Below are 17,177 nucleotides of genomic sequence, written 5' to 3'. Positions count from 1 at the left end.
AAAGTGTAGCTGCACGATTGCGGAAACATGGATTTAAATGCAAAACAGTAGAAATTACAGTTCGAGATAATGGATTGTATAGTTTTTCCAGACAGATACATTTACGACAGCCAACGAATATTACAAACGAGATTGTAACTGCAGCATTTCAGCTATTTAAAGATAATTACAAATGGGAATATCCCATTAGAAGCCTGGGAATCCGAGCTGCGGATCTTGTGTTAGATGATATTCCCGTGCAGTTGGATTTATTTGGAAATCAGGAGAAAAAGGAAAAGTTAGAGAAGCTGGATCGTACTGTAGATGAGATCAGACGACGGTTTGGTTATTTCAGTATACAGCGAGCGGCAATGTATCAGGATAAAGTCTTATCCCACTTAGACGCTGGTACGCACACGATCCATCCACACAGTTATTTTCATGGGTAATTGGAGGGATAGATTTGAAAAAAGCATTAACCAGAAAACAGAAAGAAAGTTATCAGTGTATTTTGGATTATACGAAGGAGCATGGATATCCGCCGACAGTACGGGAATTTGGAAAATTGATCGGGGTGAAATCAACATCATCAGCATTTTCCAGAATCAAGCAGTTGGAGTTAAATGGATATATCCGCAGAATCCCGGCATCGCCAAGAGCAATTGAGATTTTATAGTGAGGTGTCGGCATGAACAAAGTATATGTAGATGTAGTAGCAGAGTTTCGTAAAGACGGACAGCTGGTTCCCATATTTTTTACATGGGAGGATGGAAGAAAGTATAGCATTGACAGAATTTTGAAAATCGAGCGATGCGCCAGCAGAAAGGCAGGCGGTGTAGGAATGATGTACACCTGTATGATACAGGGGCAGGAAAGCCACTTGTTTTACGAAGTGGATAAATGGTTTATGGAGAGAAAAACAGCATAAGGAGAGATTGGTATAGACGATATTATTTGGATTATTAACCGGCAGGGATAGTCACTTTCCCTTTATATTCCTGCAGGTTTTACATAAGAAGAGGGATTCCGGTCAGCAAAGGCAGCTCCCACAATGCCTTTTGGATATCCGCTTCTGCAAGTTATAGTAAGTAATTGCTTCCCATCAAAATCATGGGGAAAGCGAACTGGTCTGAAAGACCGCCAGTTAGTGTGATGATGATAAGGAGATTTTGAAACTGATGACAGACAGAGATTATGCAATTAAATCAATGAAAGAAATTACCTTCCAGATGGCAAGCTATGCACAGGATTATCTGGAAGTTACAATCGAAAGACATTATACTGATATTAAAGAACTGATGACAAGCTATCAGAAATTGATTTTAGAAAATCAGATTGTGTTAGAAGAACTAGATATGGAGTGCCAGGAGAAGATCAATGAAGATATGGCATATGCGTTAAGTTATCTGAGCATTTATAGTAATCAGCTGAATGTGCCGAAGATGCACCGGGAAATGAATAACCTGATGATCATTTACGGTTTGTCAGATATGATCTATCGCGGAATGACACTGGTGAAGTTTTATGCACCGAATGGTGTGATGCTCAGTGAGATCCTTCATTCCTGTTTTTGTAGTCATTATAATAAGACAGATGTGGAAGTACAGCAGGAGTTAGGTATAGGTAGGACTTCATTTTATAAAATGAAGAAGCAGGCACTTGGATATTTAGGGTTTTACTTTTATGAGATCGTGGTACCGCAGGCAAAGGATAAAAGATTTAAACCGTCACTGGGCGTTGAGGAAGAGTAGGTGAGTAATATGAGATACGAAGATTCGATGAAAGGTATAGCTGATCAGATAATCGAAGAACAGCAGCGAGCCAGTAAAATTAAAAACAATCCAGAAGAGTTCCATTGGCATGACGAATATGCAACGTTGAATTTCTTTCGATTCATCTGTAAAAATATTGGTAACTTGGAAAATGCAGAAATTGAAAAAATGATTAGTCGTTTGAAAAGCATAGATCAGAATGCAGTGGAAAACCATGTGAAAGGTGCTGTCTGGGCATTTGATTATGATAAGATGTTCTGTGTATTGATGGAAAATGAAATTTGCCGAAAGGTGTGTGAAAAGAATAAATATAATAGTTGGACGAAGCTGATTGGACAGTATTGTGTTTCAATGGCTTAAAGATAAAGAAAGTTGCTGGAGAGAAAGAATATTCTCCAGCAACTTTGTCTTTGATGAATAAAGATCAATTTTTTATTTAACTATTCTCACTATTATTTGATTCAGTGATTTTTTTCTTCTTTGGAGAAACCAGTTTGTGACCGGAATAAATGGACATGCCCATACAAAGCAATGAAGAATAGGCAAAGTATTTATGTGCAGTCATAGATTTTTTGATTCCAGAATAAATGCATCCCAACATACAGAAAAGTGCGCCTAAGGACCAGTATTTATGTGATTTCATGATTTGATACCTCCTTTGATTTAACTGATTCAATCATAACGCTTTTTTACGAAAATGCAAAGAAAAACTTTGAATATAGTTCTGTAGAATTAGAACTTGGTTTTGCGATTCTGTATATTTAAGATATTCACAAGTATACTAAATTCAGAACGATTATTCGTTCTGGAGGAGGTGTTACGATGGATTTGAAAGCAGTAGGACAGCGAATCAAATCAGCACGAGAAGCAAAAAATCTCACGCAAGAGGAACTGGCTGCATTAGTAAATTTAAGTCCGACGCATGTGAGTGTAATAGAGAGAGGCTTGAAAGTTACAAAATTGGATACCTTTGTTGCAATTGCAAATGCATTAGATGTTTCTGCAGATACTCTTTTGATTGATGTTGTGGCACATTCAGTTACAGGTGTTACCAATGAGCTGGCAGAGAAAATAGAAAAACTTCCGATCAAAGAGCAGAAAAAAATTATCAAAGTAATCCATACATTATTGGAAGAATAATATGACAAAACTAGGAAGAGCAAGTAGCTCTTCTTTTTTTTGCCCCTTTATCCAGCTTTAAGTTGTAAAGTGTCTTTTCATGACAATAGAAATATGCTAAATTAGTTCTATAGAACAAGATATAATTCTACCTGTATATTGGAGGAAAATGAATGAGAGAGAAAACTATTTATGAGAAGATTGCAGAAAAGTACAACACAACACCAGAAGAGGTACGCAGAGAAATGCAGATAGCCATAGATGCAGGATTTGATAATCCCGATCCGGCTGTGCAGGAAGAATGGAAGAAAATGACACTTAAAGGAGACAGACCTACACCGGAAGAAGTAGTCAATTACGCAGTAAAACAATTTAAAGGAAATTAATGAAAATATGAAGAAAAAGATAATTGCAGTGATAACAGGAGCAGTGATCTTGATAATTGCTGCAGGAAGTATTTATGGGAAATCTGAATCTGGTCATAAGGAAGGCGAACCGGATGTAGTTGGAACATTTTCCGTAAATCGAGATGAAAATATTACAGTGGTGGCTAACCGGGGACATATCGGGGATAAAGAAGCTTTTGCAAGAGAACTTTTGCAGATGTACAAGGATGATTCATTTTATTCGACAAAATTCTCCACAGACAGGGGATATGCGACGAGCCTTGATATGAACATCTATTTATGGAAAGAGGATATTGAAGATGGGGAATCGGTAATGACAGCCGAATATAGACCTGTAGAATACGGAAAGGACTATGATGTAGTCAATAATCCTGATAAATTTCAACTATATATAGATGGAAAAGAAGCAGAAAAATAACACGGTGAACTTTTTATACTGAAATATGTACGATTCCAATAATGATATGAACTTATGGGAATATATTGCGGATACTTTGTGAACTTTATCCTGATACAATGATTATGCTGATGAAAGAAGGCATAGATAACTGAATACAAGAAAGAGACGAAAGCCTCAGTAGTTAAGAAAAAACTACTGGGGCTTTTTTTCGTGCCTGAATTTCTCAGCCAATAACTGCGGGCGTATCCCGGCAGGATAAAGGCGGAGCAGGCATGATCCTAAACAGAGGTCCGCCTTCTGGATTTGAAACGAGCAACAAGATTTCAAATTCAGGAGGAACGGATATGTATATTGAACACCCATATTTTTACGAAGGAAAGTATTACGCAAATATTGATGGAGAAATGATCGAGATTACAAAAGAAGTTGCGTATGCGATGAATAATTTTTACAGAAGCAGCAAGGCAAAAAAAGTTGAGATTAAGAATGAACTGGGTGAGGTTGTGGATAAGATGCTGAGAGAAGTACCTTACAGCGGTCAGTCTATTGATGGAGAAGGCTTCATGATTGAGGATTTTCCAGATCTGAACTGTGATGTGGAGCACTGTGTACTGACAAAAATGGAACAGCAGGATATTCACACAGTGATCTATCAACTGAACTCAGAGGAACGCATGATTATTTATGGCATTTTCTTTGAAAACAAGACACAGACACAGATGGCGGAAATTATGGGGATTTCCAGACAGATGCTGTCATACAAGCTGAAATCCACTCTTAATAAGATGCGTGAAATGTATATGAATAAATTTTTTTAAAAAATTTTTCAAAATCTTTTGCATCTGCCAAAGTCATTTGACTTTAGTAATTAGAGGAAGTTAAAGGACTTCCTAAAATGAACCATGATAACTGAATATCCAATAATAACTGACGTGACATTTCATACAGTGAGCACGAGGAAGATGCCGCTATAGGATTATAAGACGTAAAAACCTTTTTAGAGCTAATAATGCTGCGAAAAAGCACTGACCAAAGCCAGTCGGCAGACTGGTGATGCGATGACATGTGTGAGATGCGATACACTTGCAGACCCTGAGAAGTCTGTAACTGGTAAACCTATGAACTGCTGGAGCCTGGAAACGAGAGTTTTTTGGTTGTGGTCCGGAGTGTAGCATCCGGACAGGTTATTATTCCCTTCCTGCAGATGTAGGAGTAACGATTCGGGGTATCGAGGATAAATAGAATCGAGCGAGCACTGTTTAATAATCAAATTGGCTATAGAGGTTATGCGGCAGAGCTTTCCGTCTTGGAAAGGAACTCTGCCGTATTCCTGTGGAGCCAATATAGCGCTATGAATGCTTTACAAATAAAAAAAGATTGGAGAGATGACAAGTGACGATTCGAAGAGGAGATATCTTATGGGCGGATCTCGGTATGTTCCCGACAACTTCGGTTCAGGGTGGAGTAAGACCGGTGATCGTAGTAAGTAACAACAAAGCTAATACATACAGTTCAGTCATTACAGTAGTTCCGCTGACGTCAAGAATATATAAGAAGCGGTATTTACCAACACATGTATTTATCAGTAAATACGATATGATAGGGATCCGAAAAGGAAGCCTGGCATTGGCTGAACAGGTTATGAGCATTTCTACAAAATGTATTATTGAGAAATGCGGAAGAGTAAATAAGTGGAGCCTGGATCGGGTACTGAAAGCAGTACGGATTCAGATGGGAATGGAAGGAGAAGGGCATGACTGCGGAAGAATATAGAAACTATCTGGAAACGGATTTTGATGATGTGGATCTGAAGGAATTGAAGGATATCCGAAAAATAAGGATTGACCGGAATCAGACGAAGGAAAAAAGAATAGCTCAATATCTCAGACAGGTGGGAAATCCCTATCTTGTCTGTATAGGAAATGTAAAAGTGAAAATAAGGTTTGCAAACAATGGAGTATCTTTTGAAGATGCATTTGAGGAACTTTTGCTTTCTGTATAAAAAGTGATGGTAAAATCTGAAGAGTTATGTTAATATGGAAACGAGGAATTCAGGACTCCTCATTCATATCAGGACAAAATCGACTCACCCTCTGGGTTTTACCAATGTTGATGGAAAGGTAAAACTAAGGAGGATGAAGATGAATCAAATTAACAATTCAAAGAAAATCTATCATGCAGCCATTTATGTTCGTTTATCGAAAGAAGATGGCGATGTTGCTACTGCTGGAAAGCGTGAAAGCAACAGTATCTCAAATCAGAAAGATCTGATAAAAAATTTCCTAAAAGATAAAAAGGATATAGTTGTTGTATCAGAACGGGTGGATGACGGTTACAGCGGTTCTAATTTTGAACGTCCTGCATTTCAGATGATGCTGGAAGATATCAAAAAAGGAATTGTGGATTGTGTCGTTGTAAAAGACCTTTCCCGTTTTGGACGTGAGTATATTGATGCCGGAAAATATATCGAAAGATTATTTCCGGCACTTGGCGTGCGGTTTATTGCGGTCAATGATCATTATGACAGCCTGGAAGGGAAAAGTCAGGCAGACGAAATCGTAATTCCCTTCAAGAATCTCATTAACGATGCATATTGCCGTGACATTTCTATCAAAATAAGAAGCCACCTGGAAGTAAAGAGAAAAAATGGGGAATATATTGGAGCGTTTACACCGTATGGATACCAGAAAGATTCAGATAATAAAAACAAACTGGTGATAGATGTATATGCGGCAGGTATCGTCAAAGAAATTTACCGCATGAAATTATCAGGTATGAGCCAGACAGCAATTGCCAATGCATTGAACAAACAGGGTGTTCTTTCACCAATGGAATACAAGCACAGTCTTGGAATAAGGATTCAGGATAATTTTAAAACACACGAACAGGCAGAATGGAGCGCCATGTCGGTAAAAAGAATCCTTGAAAATGAAGTATACACTGGAACTCTGGTGCAGGGAAAAAGAACAACACCAAACCATAAAGTAAAAAAATTGATGAAAAAGCCGGAGACAGATTGGGTTAGAATTGAAAAAAACCATAAGGCTATCGTATCAGAACGAGAATTTGCACTGGTGCAGAGATTATTAGGGATAGATACAAGGACTTCTCCGAACGAGGAAAAGGTATATCCATTATCTGGACTTGTGGTTTGTGGAGACTGTGGGGCAATGATGATCAAACGGGATGTTCCGGCAGGAGGAAAGGTATATGCTTACTATATCTGTTCCAGACATGCGGCTACGAAAGCGTGTGCAGCACACAGAATACCAATGGGTAAACTAGAAGAAACAGTATTGGAACTGGTAAAAATCCATATTGAAAATATCCTTGATATGAAAAAAATCATGGATTTTATCCATGAAGTACCATTTCAAGAATTGGATATAAAAGAACTGGAAATTAGAAAAGAAGCAAAAGAAAAAGAAGCCGTGCGATGCCGGGAGTTAAGAGATTATCTATATGAGGATTTCCGTGAAGGAATCATTTCAAAAGAAGATTATAAAGAGCTTCATGACGGGTACACAGAAAAACGGAAAAAAGCCGAGGAAGCAGTCCGAAGCATTGATCAACAGATCAGTGAAGTCCTGGAATCAAAAAGTGATAAATATCATTGGCTGGATTATTTTGCCGAGCATCAGAATATACAAGAACTTACAAGAACTGTTGCTGTTGAACTGATTGACCAGATATTGGTATATGACAAAAAACATATTGAAGTCAGATTTAATTTTGATGACTGTTATCAATCCCTGTTACGGCAGATACAGTCGGTGGGATGTGATGTCAGCACAGGTATGGACGGAAGAATAGAAATTCAAAAGAGGGAGGTCGTATAAATGGCTCGAAAATCAAGAAAAGTAGATTATGTGAATGTTGGAAATAAAGAAAATTTGGTTACAGAAGCTGAAAACCAGTGTGAAAAAGTTTCACATGCAGCCCTTTATGCAAGGCTTTCTTATGAGAGTGAAAAGAACAGAGAAAGAAATACGATAGAAACGCAGATGGTTTTGCTTCATAATTTCGTAAAAGAACAGAAAGATATCGTGGTTGCAAAGGAATATTATGATATATCTAAAACCGGAACTAATTTTGAGAGAGATGGTTTTAATGAGATGATGCAGGACATCAAAGAGGGAAATATTGACTGTGTTATTGTTAAAGATCTTTCTAGGCTTGGAAGAAATTATGTAGAGGCGGGAAGCTATATTGAAAGAGTGTTCCCATTCTTTAATGTGCGTTTTATTTCGGTGAATGATCATTATGATTCGTTCAGAGATGACATAAGTCTGCTGATCAGCATGTCAAACGTGTATAATGAGTTTTATTCCAGAGATTTGGCAAAGAAAATAAGAAGTTCATACCGGACGAGCTGGGCAAATGGCGAATTTCCTTCCGGTCAGATGGCTTATGGTTATGAAAAAGACAAGGATAATCCTCATCAGCTGATTCCAGATCCAGTAGCAGCACCAGTGGTGAAAAAGATATTTCAGTATTTTATTGATGGAATGACTTATGCTGAGATTGCCCGGAAATTAAATGCGGATGGGTATCTCTGCCCGAAAGCCTACAAGCTGGATAAAGCAGGAAAAGCAAATGAAAAGTCAGCGGCATGGACATGGAGTGGAGGAACAGTCCACAAAATCCTTGAGAATCAATATTATGCCGGTGATAGTGTGCATAATCAGTTTACCAATGATTCCTGGGCTGCACAGAGACAGAAAATGAATCAGAAAGAAGAATGGATCATTATCAAAAATACCCATGAGGCACTTGTGAGCAGAAAGGATTTTGATGAGGTACAGGAAAAGATTGGTCATATCGTAAAGCGGGTTAATGAAGCTCGTAAATCAAATGGCAATAATGTAAGAGACTTCAACTTTTTCAAGCAGAAAATTGTATGTGCAGACTGTGGAAAAACCATGTATTTATATGGGAAAACAAAAGGCAATCATCGTAGGTTTTACTGTGGAAATAATAAGCTCCACGGGAAGTGTACGCCACATTCTATCACTGATTTGGAAGTGAATGATTATGTACTGCGTGTGATACGTGCACATATCAATGTATATGTTGAAAATGTAGATTTGATTCGGCGGTTGAATCAAAGACAGGAAAGCATTAAAAAATATGATGTGTTTAACAGGGAAATCAAGAAATGCCGGAAAGAACTGGAAAAAGTGGCAGTACACCGGGAAAGATTGTTTGAGGATTATGTGTGCCGTATTATTGATGCAGAGCAGTATGAAACATTTTCAAAGCAGGATGCGGAAACAGAAAAAGAGATCCAGAATAACATGGAAATTTTATTAAAGCATCAGGTTGGATATGAAAAAAATTTTCACACAGAGGAAGAATGGGAAACATTGATCAATAAATACCGCAATACGAGAACGCTGACAAAGGAAATGGTCAATGCTTTTGTAGAAAAAATCGAAATACATGAAAGCGGTTCTATTACGGTACGTTTGGTGTATGATGATATGTTGGAAGAATTAAGAAAATATGCAAAAGAACGGGAGGCTGAGTTATGCCAGTAACAGAATGTATCGCTGTTTATATCAGACTTTCGTCGGAGGATAATGATGTAGATGGCAGTATAAAAGCCGAAAGTAACAGTGTCAGTGCACAGAGAATGCTGATAAACGAATTTATCAAAAAACAGGACGAATTTACTAACTGTCCAGTAGTTGAATATGTAGACGATGGGTACAGTGGTACAAACTTTAACCGTCCTGGCTTTCAGAGGATGATGGAAGATGCAAAAACAGGACGTATAAAAAGTATTGTTATAAAGGACTTTTCAAGATTTGGAAGAGATTATCTGGAAGTGGGGAATTATCTGGAAAAAATCCTGCCAGTCCTTGGTATTCGAATTATCTCAATTAACGATGGCTTTGACAGTATCAATTCCTCTGGTTTTACTGGAGGAATGAGCGTAGCGTTAAAAAATATGCTGAATGCAATGTACAGCAGAGATTTGTCCAGAAAAGTTCGTTCTGCTATGAAAACACATGCTAAAAACGGTGAATATATGCCGGCTTTTCCCAAATATGGATATATTAAAGATCCAGAAGATAAGCATCATCTGGTTATAGACCCAGAAGCGGCTGAAATAGTGAAACTGATATTCACAATGGCGGCAGATGGGAAAACAAAAGGACAGATAGCAAAATATCTGAACGAAACCCATGTGCTTACATGCCGGGAGTATATGTGCAGAAAAGGTATAAAAATGCACAGAGAAAACGAAAAAGAAAAGAAACTCTGGTCAGTCACAACAATCTCAGATATGCTCAAAAATGAAGTGTATCTTGGGAAAATTATTTGGAATAAAAAGAGAGTGGCAAGAACAGGAAGCAATAAATTGGTTTCCAATGATAAAGAAGAGTGGATTGTTGTAGAAAATGCACATGAACCAATTATATCCGATGAATTATTCCAGAAAGCAAATGAAAAAGCATTTACTAACCAGAAAAGAGTTCTTACAAAAAGAGGAGTAGCCTGCCCTATTTTCTTTTGTCCGACCTGTGGAAGAAGACTTGGTTTTACCAGCAGAGAGACTGGGTATCGCTGTATGCAGGCACATATCAGCGGTCTTAGTGGGTGTGTGGAAAGTAAAATGGACAGGAAAGAAGCAGAAGAAACAGTACTGGATGCAGCCAGAAATATGGCACAACTCATTTCGGAAAATCTTGAGAAAAAGAAAAGTGAATGGCATAAAACAATTTTGAAAGAAGAAAATATCGCAACACTGGAAAGTGAAAAAAAGCGACTCTCGTCAAGAAAAATGAAACTGTATTCTGATTATCGTTCAGAAGTGTTGGACAAGGAAGGGTATATGGAAGAACTGGAAAAAACGACTTCCCGTATTTCAGAAATCACTTTGCAGATAGCAGAATTGGAGAATGAGATTGCTACAGCGAAGAAAAAATGTGATGAAGCAACAGAAAAAGAAATGGAAGTAAATGAGATTGCAGCATTGCAGGATTTTGACAAAATACAGCTGTCAAAGATTATTGAGAAAGTCTTTATTTATGAACCAGGTCGTATGGAGATAAGCTGGAAGATGGATGACATTTTCTACAAAGAAGAAAAAGCATAAACGGAATAAGATTGTTCGCAGGAGCATCACTGGATGAAAACAGTGGTGCTTTTTGCGAATTAAAAGCAAATTTTTTTTAGACTTATATTGACAAAAGCAGAACTGCTTGGGCTTACATGGGATGATGTAGATTTTCGGAAACGGGAAATTTCTGTAAATAAAACGTTGGTGTATATCAAAGATAAGGAAACAAAGAAGTATGTATTCAAGTACCAGACACCAAAGACAAAGAACAGTATACGGACGATTCCCATGCAGGACAGTGTGTATAAGGCTTTAAAACGTCAGTGGATTCAGTTGAAAGAAATGCAGTTGTCAGCTAGTGAATGGCAACCATTAGAGGGATTTGAAAATCTTGTGTTTGTTGGAAAGAACGGAAAACCGATTACAGAACACACCTTTCAAGTGACGTTAGACTGGATAGAAAAATCTATCAATAAGGAACGAAAAAAGCAGGCAGAGAAAAACAAGACAGTGTTTATACCGATTCCGCATTTTTATCCACATGCACTTCGTCATACTTTTGCAACGCGTTGTTTTGAAGCCGGGATTGACGCAAAGGTAGTACAAGGATTCCTCGGACATTATTCCATAGCAATCACACTGGATTTGTATACGCACGTCACAGATGATAAAGCAAAATCGGAAATGGATAAATTACAGAATTTGTATAAGGAAATCATATAATCAGAACAAGAATAAGAAAGAGAATAGAAAAGGTGCAACATTTCTTTAGAAAATTATTTGACCGAGATTTGACCGAAGCGGATTTTGCAACAAGTACAGAACAGCGAAAACCCGCTAACCACAAGGGCTAACGGGCTTCGTTGTTTTATAGTTATCTAAAGGAATGAGAGTAAAGTGTACATCGGGAAGTTACGCCCGATGTCTACTTTATGAGGGGGGAGATAGTTGTTTTATCAACTATCTGAGATTATTATATCCAGAAAATGTGTCTAAAATATGTTGAATCTATAAAAGAAATCGAAAAATTATAAACAACTTAGAAACTAAAGTCCGAAAAAGAACAATATGCGGGGAAACAAAAATCCGCTAACCACTATGGCTAACGGATTTCGTGTTTTCTATTTAACTAAAAGGAATGAGAGTAAAGTTTGATATCTTGAAATCTGTCCAAGATATCTTAACTTTATGAGGGGGGGAGATAGTTGCTGTATCAACTATCTGAGATTATTATATCCAGAAAATATGTCTAAAATATGTTGAAATTATAAAAGAAATCGAAAAAATATTATGAAAATATGAATTTTATCTCAGTCGGAGTCCAATCTCCGACTGAGATAAACGCTCCGCGGGGATGCGCAGTGATTCTGATAAGAATATGTCAGCTCCGCTGACCAGAATCACGCGCCAAGTCTCACGGATGTTCGACTTGAATTCAGTCGGGAAGACTCCCACCTCTTCAGGTGGTGAGAAATAGTAAATTTGTCTCACAGACGTTCGACTTGAAAGAAAAGCAGCAAAAATGACATATGGATGGAACATTAATAAAATCATAAGATTTCCCCTAAACCTTTTTAATTTTTTCGTTCTATCATGTATACTGTAAGGGAGGTGATGAAGAATGTACAACATCGTAGTATGTAATGATGATAAAGAAATCGTAGAGGCAATAGATATTTATTTGACTCAGGAAGGCTATCATATCTTGAAAGCATATGATGGCGAACAGGCATTAAAGCTGTTGGAGACAGAGGAAGTGCACTTGTTAATTTTGGATGTGATGATGCCAAAACTGGATGGAATCCGTGCAACATTAAAGATTCGCGAAAAGCATAGTATTCCAATCATTATTTTATCGGCAAAATCAGAGGACGTAGATAAGATATTAGGATTAAATGTAGGTGCAGATGATTATGTGACAAAGCCGTTTAATCCGTTGGAATTAATCGCACGTGTGAAATCACAGATTCGCAGGTATACCCAGTTTGGCGGGAATGCAAAAGAACAGAAGGATACCATTTATGAGACCGGTGGACTGCAGATGAACGATGATTTGAAACAGGTCACAGTAGATGGGGAATCTGTAAAACTGACACCGATTGAATACAATATTTTAAAATTATTAATGAAAAATCAGGGAAGAGTATTTTCAATTAACCAGATTTATGAATCAATATGGAATGAGGAGGCAATCGGAGCTGATAATACAGTGGCGGTACATATTCGTCATATCCGGGAAAAAATTGAAATCAATCCGAGAGAACCACGTTATCTAAAAGTAGTGTGGGGAGTCGGATATAAGATTGAAAAGCTGTAAATATAAAATGCAGCTTCCTAAATTAAGAGGTAAGGGTGTGATTATATGAAGAAATGGTATAAAAAACCGATTACAAAGGCGATATTGGTTTTTGTTGCGATTGTTACAGCAATATTGCTTGGAATTAGTGTTTTTTTATTGGCAAGCTTGAATGGTGTAGTATATGATGCAAAGCTACGAGCAGAGAAAAAATATGAGAATGCAAAATCATTTGAGCAAACAATGTATCAGACGGCAACCTACGTGGCGGAGAGGATTCATATACAAGACGAATTCGAGACAGATGGCAAATATAATCCGGATAAGATTGTAGACATTACAGAGTATGCAAAAAACAGAACGATATCCGGAGAGAATACTTCCGGAGTTGCATACAAGTTAGGTGAGCTGGCAGCATGGGGACAGGCAAAAGAAATGAGTAGTGAGGATGCGGATGACTATCGCATTATTGTCTGTAAGAAAAAAGATGGAAAATACTATTATTACTATTATAATGAATTCCAAAACCTGATCAATGATGCTAAACTCAGGGTTATTTTAAATGGAGCCCAGCTTCGACCGGAGGAGAATGCAGGGGAGAATAGTCAGCTGCAAACATTTTACGATAATTTGTCTTATAATTATAGCGTGGGAATGTCAAAATATTATGATACCATCCGAATTGAAGATGAAAAAGGAAATACTCTCTACACAGATTGTTGGATATATGACAGTAATTGGGATTCTTCAATAGGAAAAGAAGAGGCTGCGCCGATTGGTGCAAAAAATCTGTTAACACTCATTAATGAAAATGAAAAGTTAAACGGAAAGCTGGATAAGATATACAATGATTTGAGCAGTTCATTGGAGAATATTGCTTGTGATGCAGAACAGTATGGCGAATATAAAGATTCTACAGATTTTTCGGAAGGAAATACAAATTTCAAGTATCTGCTTGTGGATCAGCAGGCGAAGAAAGTGTACACAAATAATAGTGCATGGACACAATATAGTGATGTAGATAAAAATATAGAAGAATTAAAAAAACAAGAGCATAGCAAGTATGTTGTAGTAAAGCCTAAGTTGGCAGATTTTGAATCGAACTTAAAAGATACAGATGCCAGAAAATGGAAAGAAGTCTTTCATATTTTAGCAGAAGACAATAAAGAATCCGACAATTATATTTTTGTGGCAGCGGTCGATACAGATTTCCCGGTTCAGGACGTATTTTACACATATAATCAAAATTACCGGCAATATGCTCCATATATCAATATGGCAAGTGCATTTATTATAGTCGGCATAGCACTGTGTTTAATCATTATAGTCTGGCTGACAGTAGTAGCAGGGCGAAATTCAGAAGATGAAGAACTTCATTTGAATTCATATGATTATTGGAAGAGCGAATTGGGAGCAGCGCTTGTAATTGTGCCATGGATTTTTCTGACGATGTTTGTCGGAGGATGCTGGGAAGTAACCTGTTACGATGCTGTGGGTTGGGGAAATACATCTCAACAGTATTATTATACATTTTCTTTGTCAGGAATGAATTATGTGCTCGTAACGATTTATATGGGACTGAGTATGGTATTGTTCCTTGCGGGATATCTTAGTCTGGTAAGAAGGATTAAGGGACGAATCCTCTGGAAAAATAGTATTTTATACTTCATTTTAAAATGGTGTATCAAAGTCTTGTGTGCAATTGTTAGATTTTTCTGCGATTTTTGGAGAAATCGAAGTATTACCTGGCGGGCAGTTATAGTGTTTATTGGATTTGTATGTATTCACTGGCTTGGTATGAGCTCAGGTTTCAGTTTGTTTATTTTCCTTATGTTCGTAGCGGAAATTGTAGGGGTATATTATATTGTGCGAAACGCAATTGCAAAGGATAAGATACGAAAAGGAATTGAAAGAATTGCATCCGGAGAGTTGGAATATCAGATACCGACAGAAAAACTAAAGGGCGAATATAAACATACTGCGGAGATGATAAATGATATAGGAAATGGATTGAATCGTGCTGTAGATGAAAAAATCAAAAGTGAAAGACTGAAGACGGATTTGATCACAAATGTGTCGCACGATATTAAAACACCTCTTACATCGATTATTAATTATGTGGATTTGTTAAAGCGAGAAGAGATTGATGATCCAAAGATTCAGGGATATTTGAAAGTCTTAGAGGAAAAGTCTCAGAGGTTAAAGACATTGACGGAGGATGTGGTAGAAGCATCAAAGGTGAGCAGTGGCAATATAAATCTGCAGATGATGGATGTCAATTTTGTGGAAATATTGAATCAGACGATTGGCGAAATCGAAGAGAAGATGTCGACAAATGATTTGGAAGTGATTGCATCTGTTCCGGAATCCCCGGTTATTGTTCATGTAGATGGACGCAGGATGTGGCGCGTTCTGGAAAATATTTTCAATAATGCGGCAAAATATGCAATGCCGGGAACACGTGTATATGCCGATCTGCAAATAAAAGAAGAAGTGGCAGAATTTACATTGAAAAATATTTCCGCTCAGAAGCTGAATATTAAAGCGGAAGAGCTTACAGAACGATTTATCCGTGGAGATATTTCAAGAAGTACAGAAGGAAGCGGTCTCGGGCTTTCTATTGCAAGTACATTGACAGAGATGCAAGGTGGAACATTTGAAGTATATGTGGATGGTGATTTGTTTAAGGTGACGATCACATTACCACTTAAAGAAAGTCGATAAAAAGAAATAACAGAGAGTGGGTTTATGACTTTTTACATTTTGTAAAAAAGCCATAAACTCACTCTCTTGTCGGTTGCCCCGAAAAAACTTCTGTGATAAAATAAATCCGATAGTAGGAAAAATTATATTCGATAGAAAATTTGATTTTACTGTTTTCAGGTACTGTGAACAGTAACAATTTAAACATAGAAAGAGTAAATATGGAAAATATAAAAAAATTGTTATGTGAAACATTAAATATAGATTTTATACAGGCTATTTTGAGTAATCCCCGTACAAAAGAGGGAATTATAAAAGTAAAAGTCAGACCGGTAATGATGAAAGACCGGTTATTTTTGCAATTAGAATCTTTTTCGAAGACACAAGCATTTCATGAAAATCTGGAGCCGGATGCAGCAGTTGAGAGAATTGTTGATTATATGAAAGAATTTAAACAAATGCAGATGGCAACCAAAGATACAGATTATACGATACTTATCAGTAAAAAGGGAAAGGTTACAATACAGAAAAGAGCTGTAAAAACAAGCAGGAACGTCAAAATACAGGCACATAATCGAAGCAAAAAATATATTTTACAGGAAGGTATGAAGGTACCATTTTTACAGGATCTTGGGGTTATGACACAAGATGGCAAGATTGTGAGAACACGGTTTGATAAGTTCCGGCAGATCAATCGCTTTTTGGAATTTATTGAGGATATCCTGCCACAGCTGGATAAGGATAGAGAAATCACAATTCTGGACTTTGGATGTGGGAAATCTTATTTGACATTTGCAATGTATTATTATCTGCATGAATTGAAGCAATACGATATCCGCATCATCGGACTAGACTTGAAATCAGAGGTTATCGCACATTGTAATGCATTGAGCAAGGAATACGGATATGAAAAACTGACATTTTTAGAGGGCGATATTGCAGATTATGAGGGTGTCAATGAAGTTGATATGGTTGTGACACTGCATGCATGTGACACGGCAACAGATTATGCACTGGCAAAGGCTGTTGGCTGGAATGCAAAAGTCATACTTTCAGTTCCTTGTTGTCAGCATGAATTGAACAGCCAGATTGAAAATGAGGTTCTGGCTCCGATTATGAAATACGGATTACTAAAAGAACGATTTGCAGCACTTGTGACAGATGGTCTGAGAGCAGAATATCTGGAAAGTATGGGATATGATACACAGGTTCTGGAATTTATAGATATGGAACATACACCGAAGAATATTTTACTTCGAGCGGTGAAGGCAAAGGAGAAGCATATAAAGAAAGAAAAACAATGTAAAGAACAGATTCAGGCATGCGAAGAATTTTTGCATGCATCACCGACATTGGGGAGACTGCTTAATTAGGCAGAGATGGACAGGTGAAGTCAAATGAAAACAAAATTAAAAAAATAAGGGGTCAAAAC

The 17,177-nt window shown here is 37.4% G+C and carries 18 protein-coding genes and 1 pseudogene; 18 read left to right on the top strand and 1 reads right to left on the bottom strand.

The features are described from left to right. The 5 genes and pseudogenes from D8Q48_RS09385 to D8Q48_RS09365 all read left to right on the top strand — a co-directional run. Positions 1 to 428, top strand: a pseudogene (locus D8Q48_RS09385) (DNA polymerase IV); the annotation flags it as partial. Positions 429 to 442: 14 nt separating this feature from the next. Next, positions 443 to 655 carry a DNA-binding protein gene (locus D8Q48_RS09380; protein ID WP_005344268.1) on the top strand — a complete coding sequence of 71 codons (213 nt, stop codon included), beginning with the start codon at positions 443 to 445 and terminating at the stop codon, positions 653 to 655. Positions 656 to 667: 12 nt separating this feature from the next. Further along, the gene (locus D8Q48_RS09375) at positions 668 to 907 is read left to right on the top strand and encodes a hypothetical protein (protein ID WP_005344271.1); all 240 of its coding nucleotides are present in this window, start codon (positions 668 to 670) and stop codon (positions 905 to 907) included. Between the two features lie 250 nt (positions 908 to 1,157). Continuing rightward, the gene (locus D8Q48_RS09370; protein WP_118037135.1) at positions 1,158 to 1,730 is read left to right on the top strand and encodes a hypothetical protein; all 573 of its coding nucleotides are present in this window, start codon (positions 1,158 to 1,160) and stop codon (positions 1,728 to 1,730) included. Positions 1,731 to 1,739: 9 nt separating this feature from the next. Beyond that, a complete protein-coding gene (locus D8Q48_RS09365; RefSeq protein WP_118037140.1) occupies positions 1,740 to 2,111 on the top strand; it encodes a hypothetical protein in 372 nt (123 codons plus the stop codon). Between the two features lie 76 nt (positions 2,112 to 2,187). Here D8Q48_RS09365 and D8Q48_RS09360 read toward each other — a convergent pair whose 3' ends face one another. Further along, positions 2,188 to 2,394 carry a DUF6219 family protein gene (locus D8Q48_RS09360; protein WP_008688150.1) on the bottom strand — a complete coding sequence of 69 codons (207 nt, stop codon included), beginning with the start codon at positions 2,392 to 2,394 and terminating at the stop codon, positions 2,188 to 2,190. A 179-nt stretch (positions 2,395 to 2,573) separates the two neighbouring features. Here D8Q48_RS09360 and D8Q48_RS09355 point away from each other — a divergent pair, with 179 nt between their 5' ends. From D8Q48_RS09355 to D8Q48_RS09290, 13 genes are all read left to right on the top strand, one after another. Beyond that, on the top strand, positions 2,574 to 2,891 hold the full coding sequence (locus D8Q48_RS09355; protein ID WP_117457281.1) for a helix-turn-helix transcriptional regulator: 318 nt from the start codon (positions 2,574 to 2,576) through the stop codon (positions 2,889 to 2,891). A 152-nt stretch (positions 2,892 to 3,043) separates the two neighbouring features. Continuing rightward, positions 3,044 to 3,256, top strand: a complete 213-nt coding sequence (locus tag D8Q48_RS09350; protein WP_055182410.1) for a sporulation initiation factor Spo0A C-terminal domain-containing protein — start codon at positions 3,044 to 3,046, stop codon at positions 3,254 to 3,256. 7 nt (positions 3,257 to 3,263) lie between these two features. Then, complete coding sequence (locus D8Q48_RS09345; protein ID WP_121056345.1) at positions 3,264 to 3,695, top strand: hypothetical protein; 432 nt, start codon at positions 3,264 to 3,266, stop codon at positions 3,693 to 3,695. A 326-nt stretch (positions 3,696 to 4,021) separates the two neighbouring features. Next, complete coding sequence (locus D8Q48_RS09340; RefSeq protein WP_181992154.1) at positions 4,022 to 4,495, top strand: sigma factor-like helix-turn-helix DNA-binding protein; 474 nt, start codon at positions 4,022 to 4,024, stop codon at positions 4,493 to 4,495. Positions 4,496 to 5,069: 574 nt separating this feature from the next. Next, positions 5,070 to 5,450: a type II toxin-antitoxin system PemK/MazF family toxin gene (locus tag D8Q48_RS09330; protein WP_055182403.1), complete on the top strand. Its 381-nt coding sequence runs from the start codon at positions 5,070 to 5,072 to the stop codon at positions 5,448 to 5,450. Continuing rightward, positions 5,431 to 5,679: a DUF6870 family protein gene (locus tag D8Q48_RS09325; protein WP_005344286.1), complete on the top strand. Its 249-nt coding sequence runs from the start codon at positions 5,431 to 5,433 to the stop codon at positions 5,677 to 5,679. The genes D8Q48_RS09330 and D8Q48_RS09325 overlap by 20 nt, the downstream gene beginning before the upstream one ends. 139 nt (positions 5,680 to 5,818) lie before the next feature. Then, positions 5,819 to 7,516, top strand: a complete 1,698-nt coding sequence (locus tag D8Q48_RS09320; protein ID WP_055182401.1) for a recombinase family protein — start codon at positions 5,819 to 5,821, stop codon at positions 7,514 to 7,516. After that, entirely contained in the window at positions 7,517 to 9,217 is a 1,701-nt protein-coding gene (locus tag D8Q48_RS09315) for a recombinase family protein (RefSeq protein WP_055182399.1), read from the top strand. Continuing rightward, positions 9,208 to 10,782: a recombinase family protein gene (locus tag D8Q48_RS09310; protein ID WP_055182396.1), complete on the top strand. Its 1,575-nt coding sequence runs from the start codon at positions 9,208 to 9,210 to the stop codon at positions 10,780 to 10,782. Before D8Q48_RS09315 ends, D8Q48_RS09310 begins: the two co-directional genes overlap by 10 nt. 87 nt (positions 10,783 to 10,869) lie before the next feature. Continuing rightward, positions 10,870 to 11,469 carry a site-specific integrase gene (locus D8Q48_RS09305; RefSeq protein WP_237998803.1) on the top strand — a complete coding sequence of 200 codons (600 nt, stop codon included), beginning with the start codon at positions 10,870 to 10,872 and terminating at the stop codon, positions 11,467 to 11,469. 898 nt (positions 11,470 to 12,367) lie between these two features. Continuing rightward, entirely contained in the window at positions 12,368 to 13,063 is a 696-nt protein-coding gene (locus D8Q48_RS09300; RefSeq protein ID WP_121056343.1) for a response regulator transcription factor, read from the top strand. Between the two features lie 45 nt (positions 13,064 to 13,108). Beyond that, complete coding sequence (locus D8Q48_RS09295) at positions 13,109 to 15,766, top strand: MFS domain-containing histidine kinase (protein ID WP_121056341.1); 2,658 nt, start codon at positions 13,109 to 13,111, stop codon at positions 15,764 to 15,766. Positions 15,767 to 15,966: 200 nt separating this feature from the next. Further along, positions 15,967 to 17,118 (top strand): SAM-dependent methyltransferase, encoded by a 1,152-nt coding sequence (locus D8Q48_RS09290; protein WP_121056339.1) that lies wholly within the window; start codon positions 15,967 to 15,969, stop codon positions 17,116 to 17,118. The last annotated feature ends 59 nt before the right edge of the window (positions 17,119 to 17,177 follow it).

The sequence above is a fragment of the Ruminococcus sp. B05 genome (assembly GCF_003628495.1).
GTDB classification, from domain to species: Bacteria; Bacillota; Clostridia; order Lachnospirales; family Lachnospiraceae; genus Schaedlerella; species Schaedlerella hominis.
This window is presented reverse-complemented; position numbering and strand designations above follow the sequence as displayed.

Coding starts and splice junctions, on each gene's coding strand:
- D8Q48_RS09290 (WP_121056339.1), top strand. CDS start 15,967: ATGGAAAATATAAAAAAATTGTTATGTGAAACATTAAATATAGATTTT.
- D8Q48_RS09370 (WP_118037135.1), top strand. CDS start 1,158: ATGACAGACAGAGATTATGCAATTAAATCAATGAAAGAAATTACCTTC.
- D8Q48_RS09320 (WP_055182401.1), top strand. CDS start 5,819: ATGAATCAAATTAACAATTCAAAGAAAATCTATCATGCAGCCATTTAT.
- D8Q48_RS09295 (WP_121056341.1), top strand. CDS start 13,109: ATGAAGAAATGGTATAAAAAACCGATTACAAAGGCGATATTGGTTTTT.
- D8Q48_RS09375 (WP_005344271.1), top strand. CDS start 668: ATGAACAAAGTATATGTAGATGTAGTAGCAGAGTTTCGTAAAGACGGA.
- D8Q48_RS09365 (WP_118037140.1), top strand. CDS start 1,740: ATGAGATACGAAGATTCGATGAAAGGTATAGCTGATCAGATAATCGAA.
- D8Q48_RS09310 (WP_055182396.1), top strand. CDS start 9,208: ATGCCAGTAACAGAATGTATCGCTGTTTATATCAGACTTTCGTCGGAG.
- D8Q48_RS09350 (WP_055182410.1), top strand. CDS start 3,044: ATGAGAGAGAAAACTATTTATGAGAAGATTGCAGAAAAGTACAACACA.
- D8Q48_RS09355 (WP_117457281.1), top strand. CDS start 2,574: ATGGATTTGAAAGCAGTAGGACAGCGAATCAAATCAGCACGAGAAGCA.
- D8Q48_RS09345 (WP_121056345.1), top strand. CDS start 3,264: ATGAAGAAAAAGATAATTGCAGTGATAACAGGAGCAGTGATCTTGATA.
- D8Q48_RS09360 (WP_008688150.1), bottom strand. CDS start 2,394: ATGAAATCACATAAATACTGGTCCTTAGGCGCACTTTTCTGTATGTTG.
- D8Q48_RS09300 (WP_121056343.1), top strand. CDS start 12,368: ATGTACAACATCGTAGTATGTAATGATGATAAAGAAATCGTAGAGGCA.
- D8Q48_RS09315 (WP_055182399.1), top strand. CDS start 7,517: ATGGCTCGAAAATCAAGAAAAGTAGATTATGTGAATGTTGGAAATAAA.
- D8Q48_RS09325 (WP_005344286.1), top strand. CDS start 5,431: ATGACTGCGGAAGAATATAGAAACTATCTGGAAACGGATTTTGATGAT.
- D8Q48_RS09340 (WP_181992154.1), top strand. CDS start 4,022: ATGTATATTGAACACCCATATTTTTACGAAGGAAAGTATTACGCAAAT.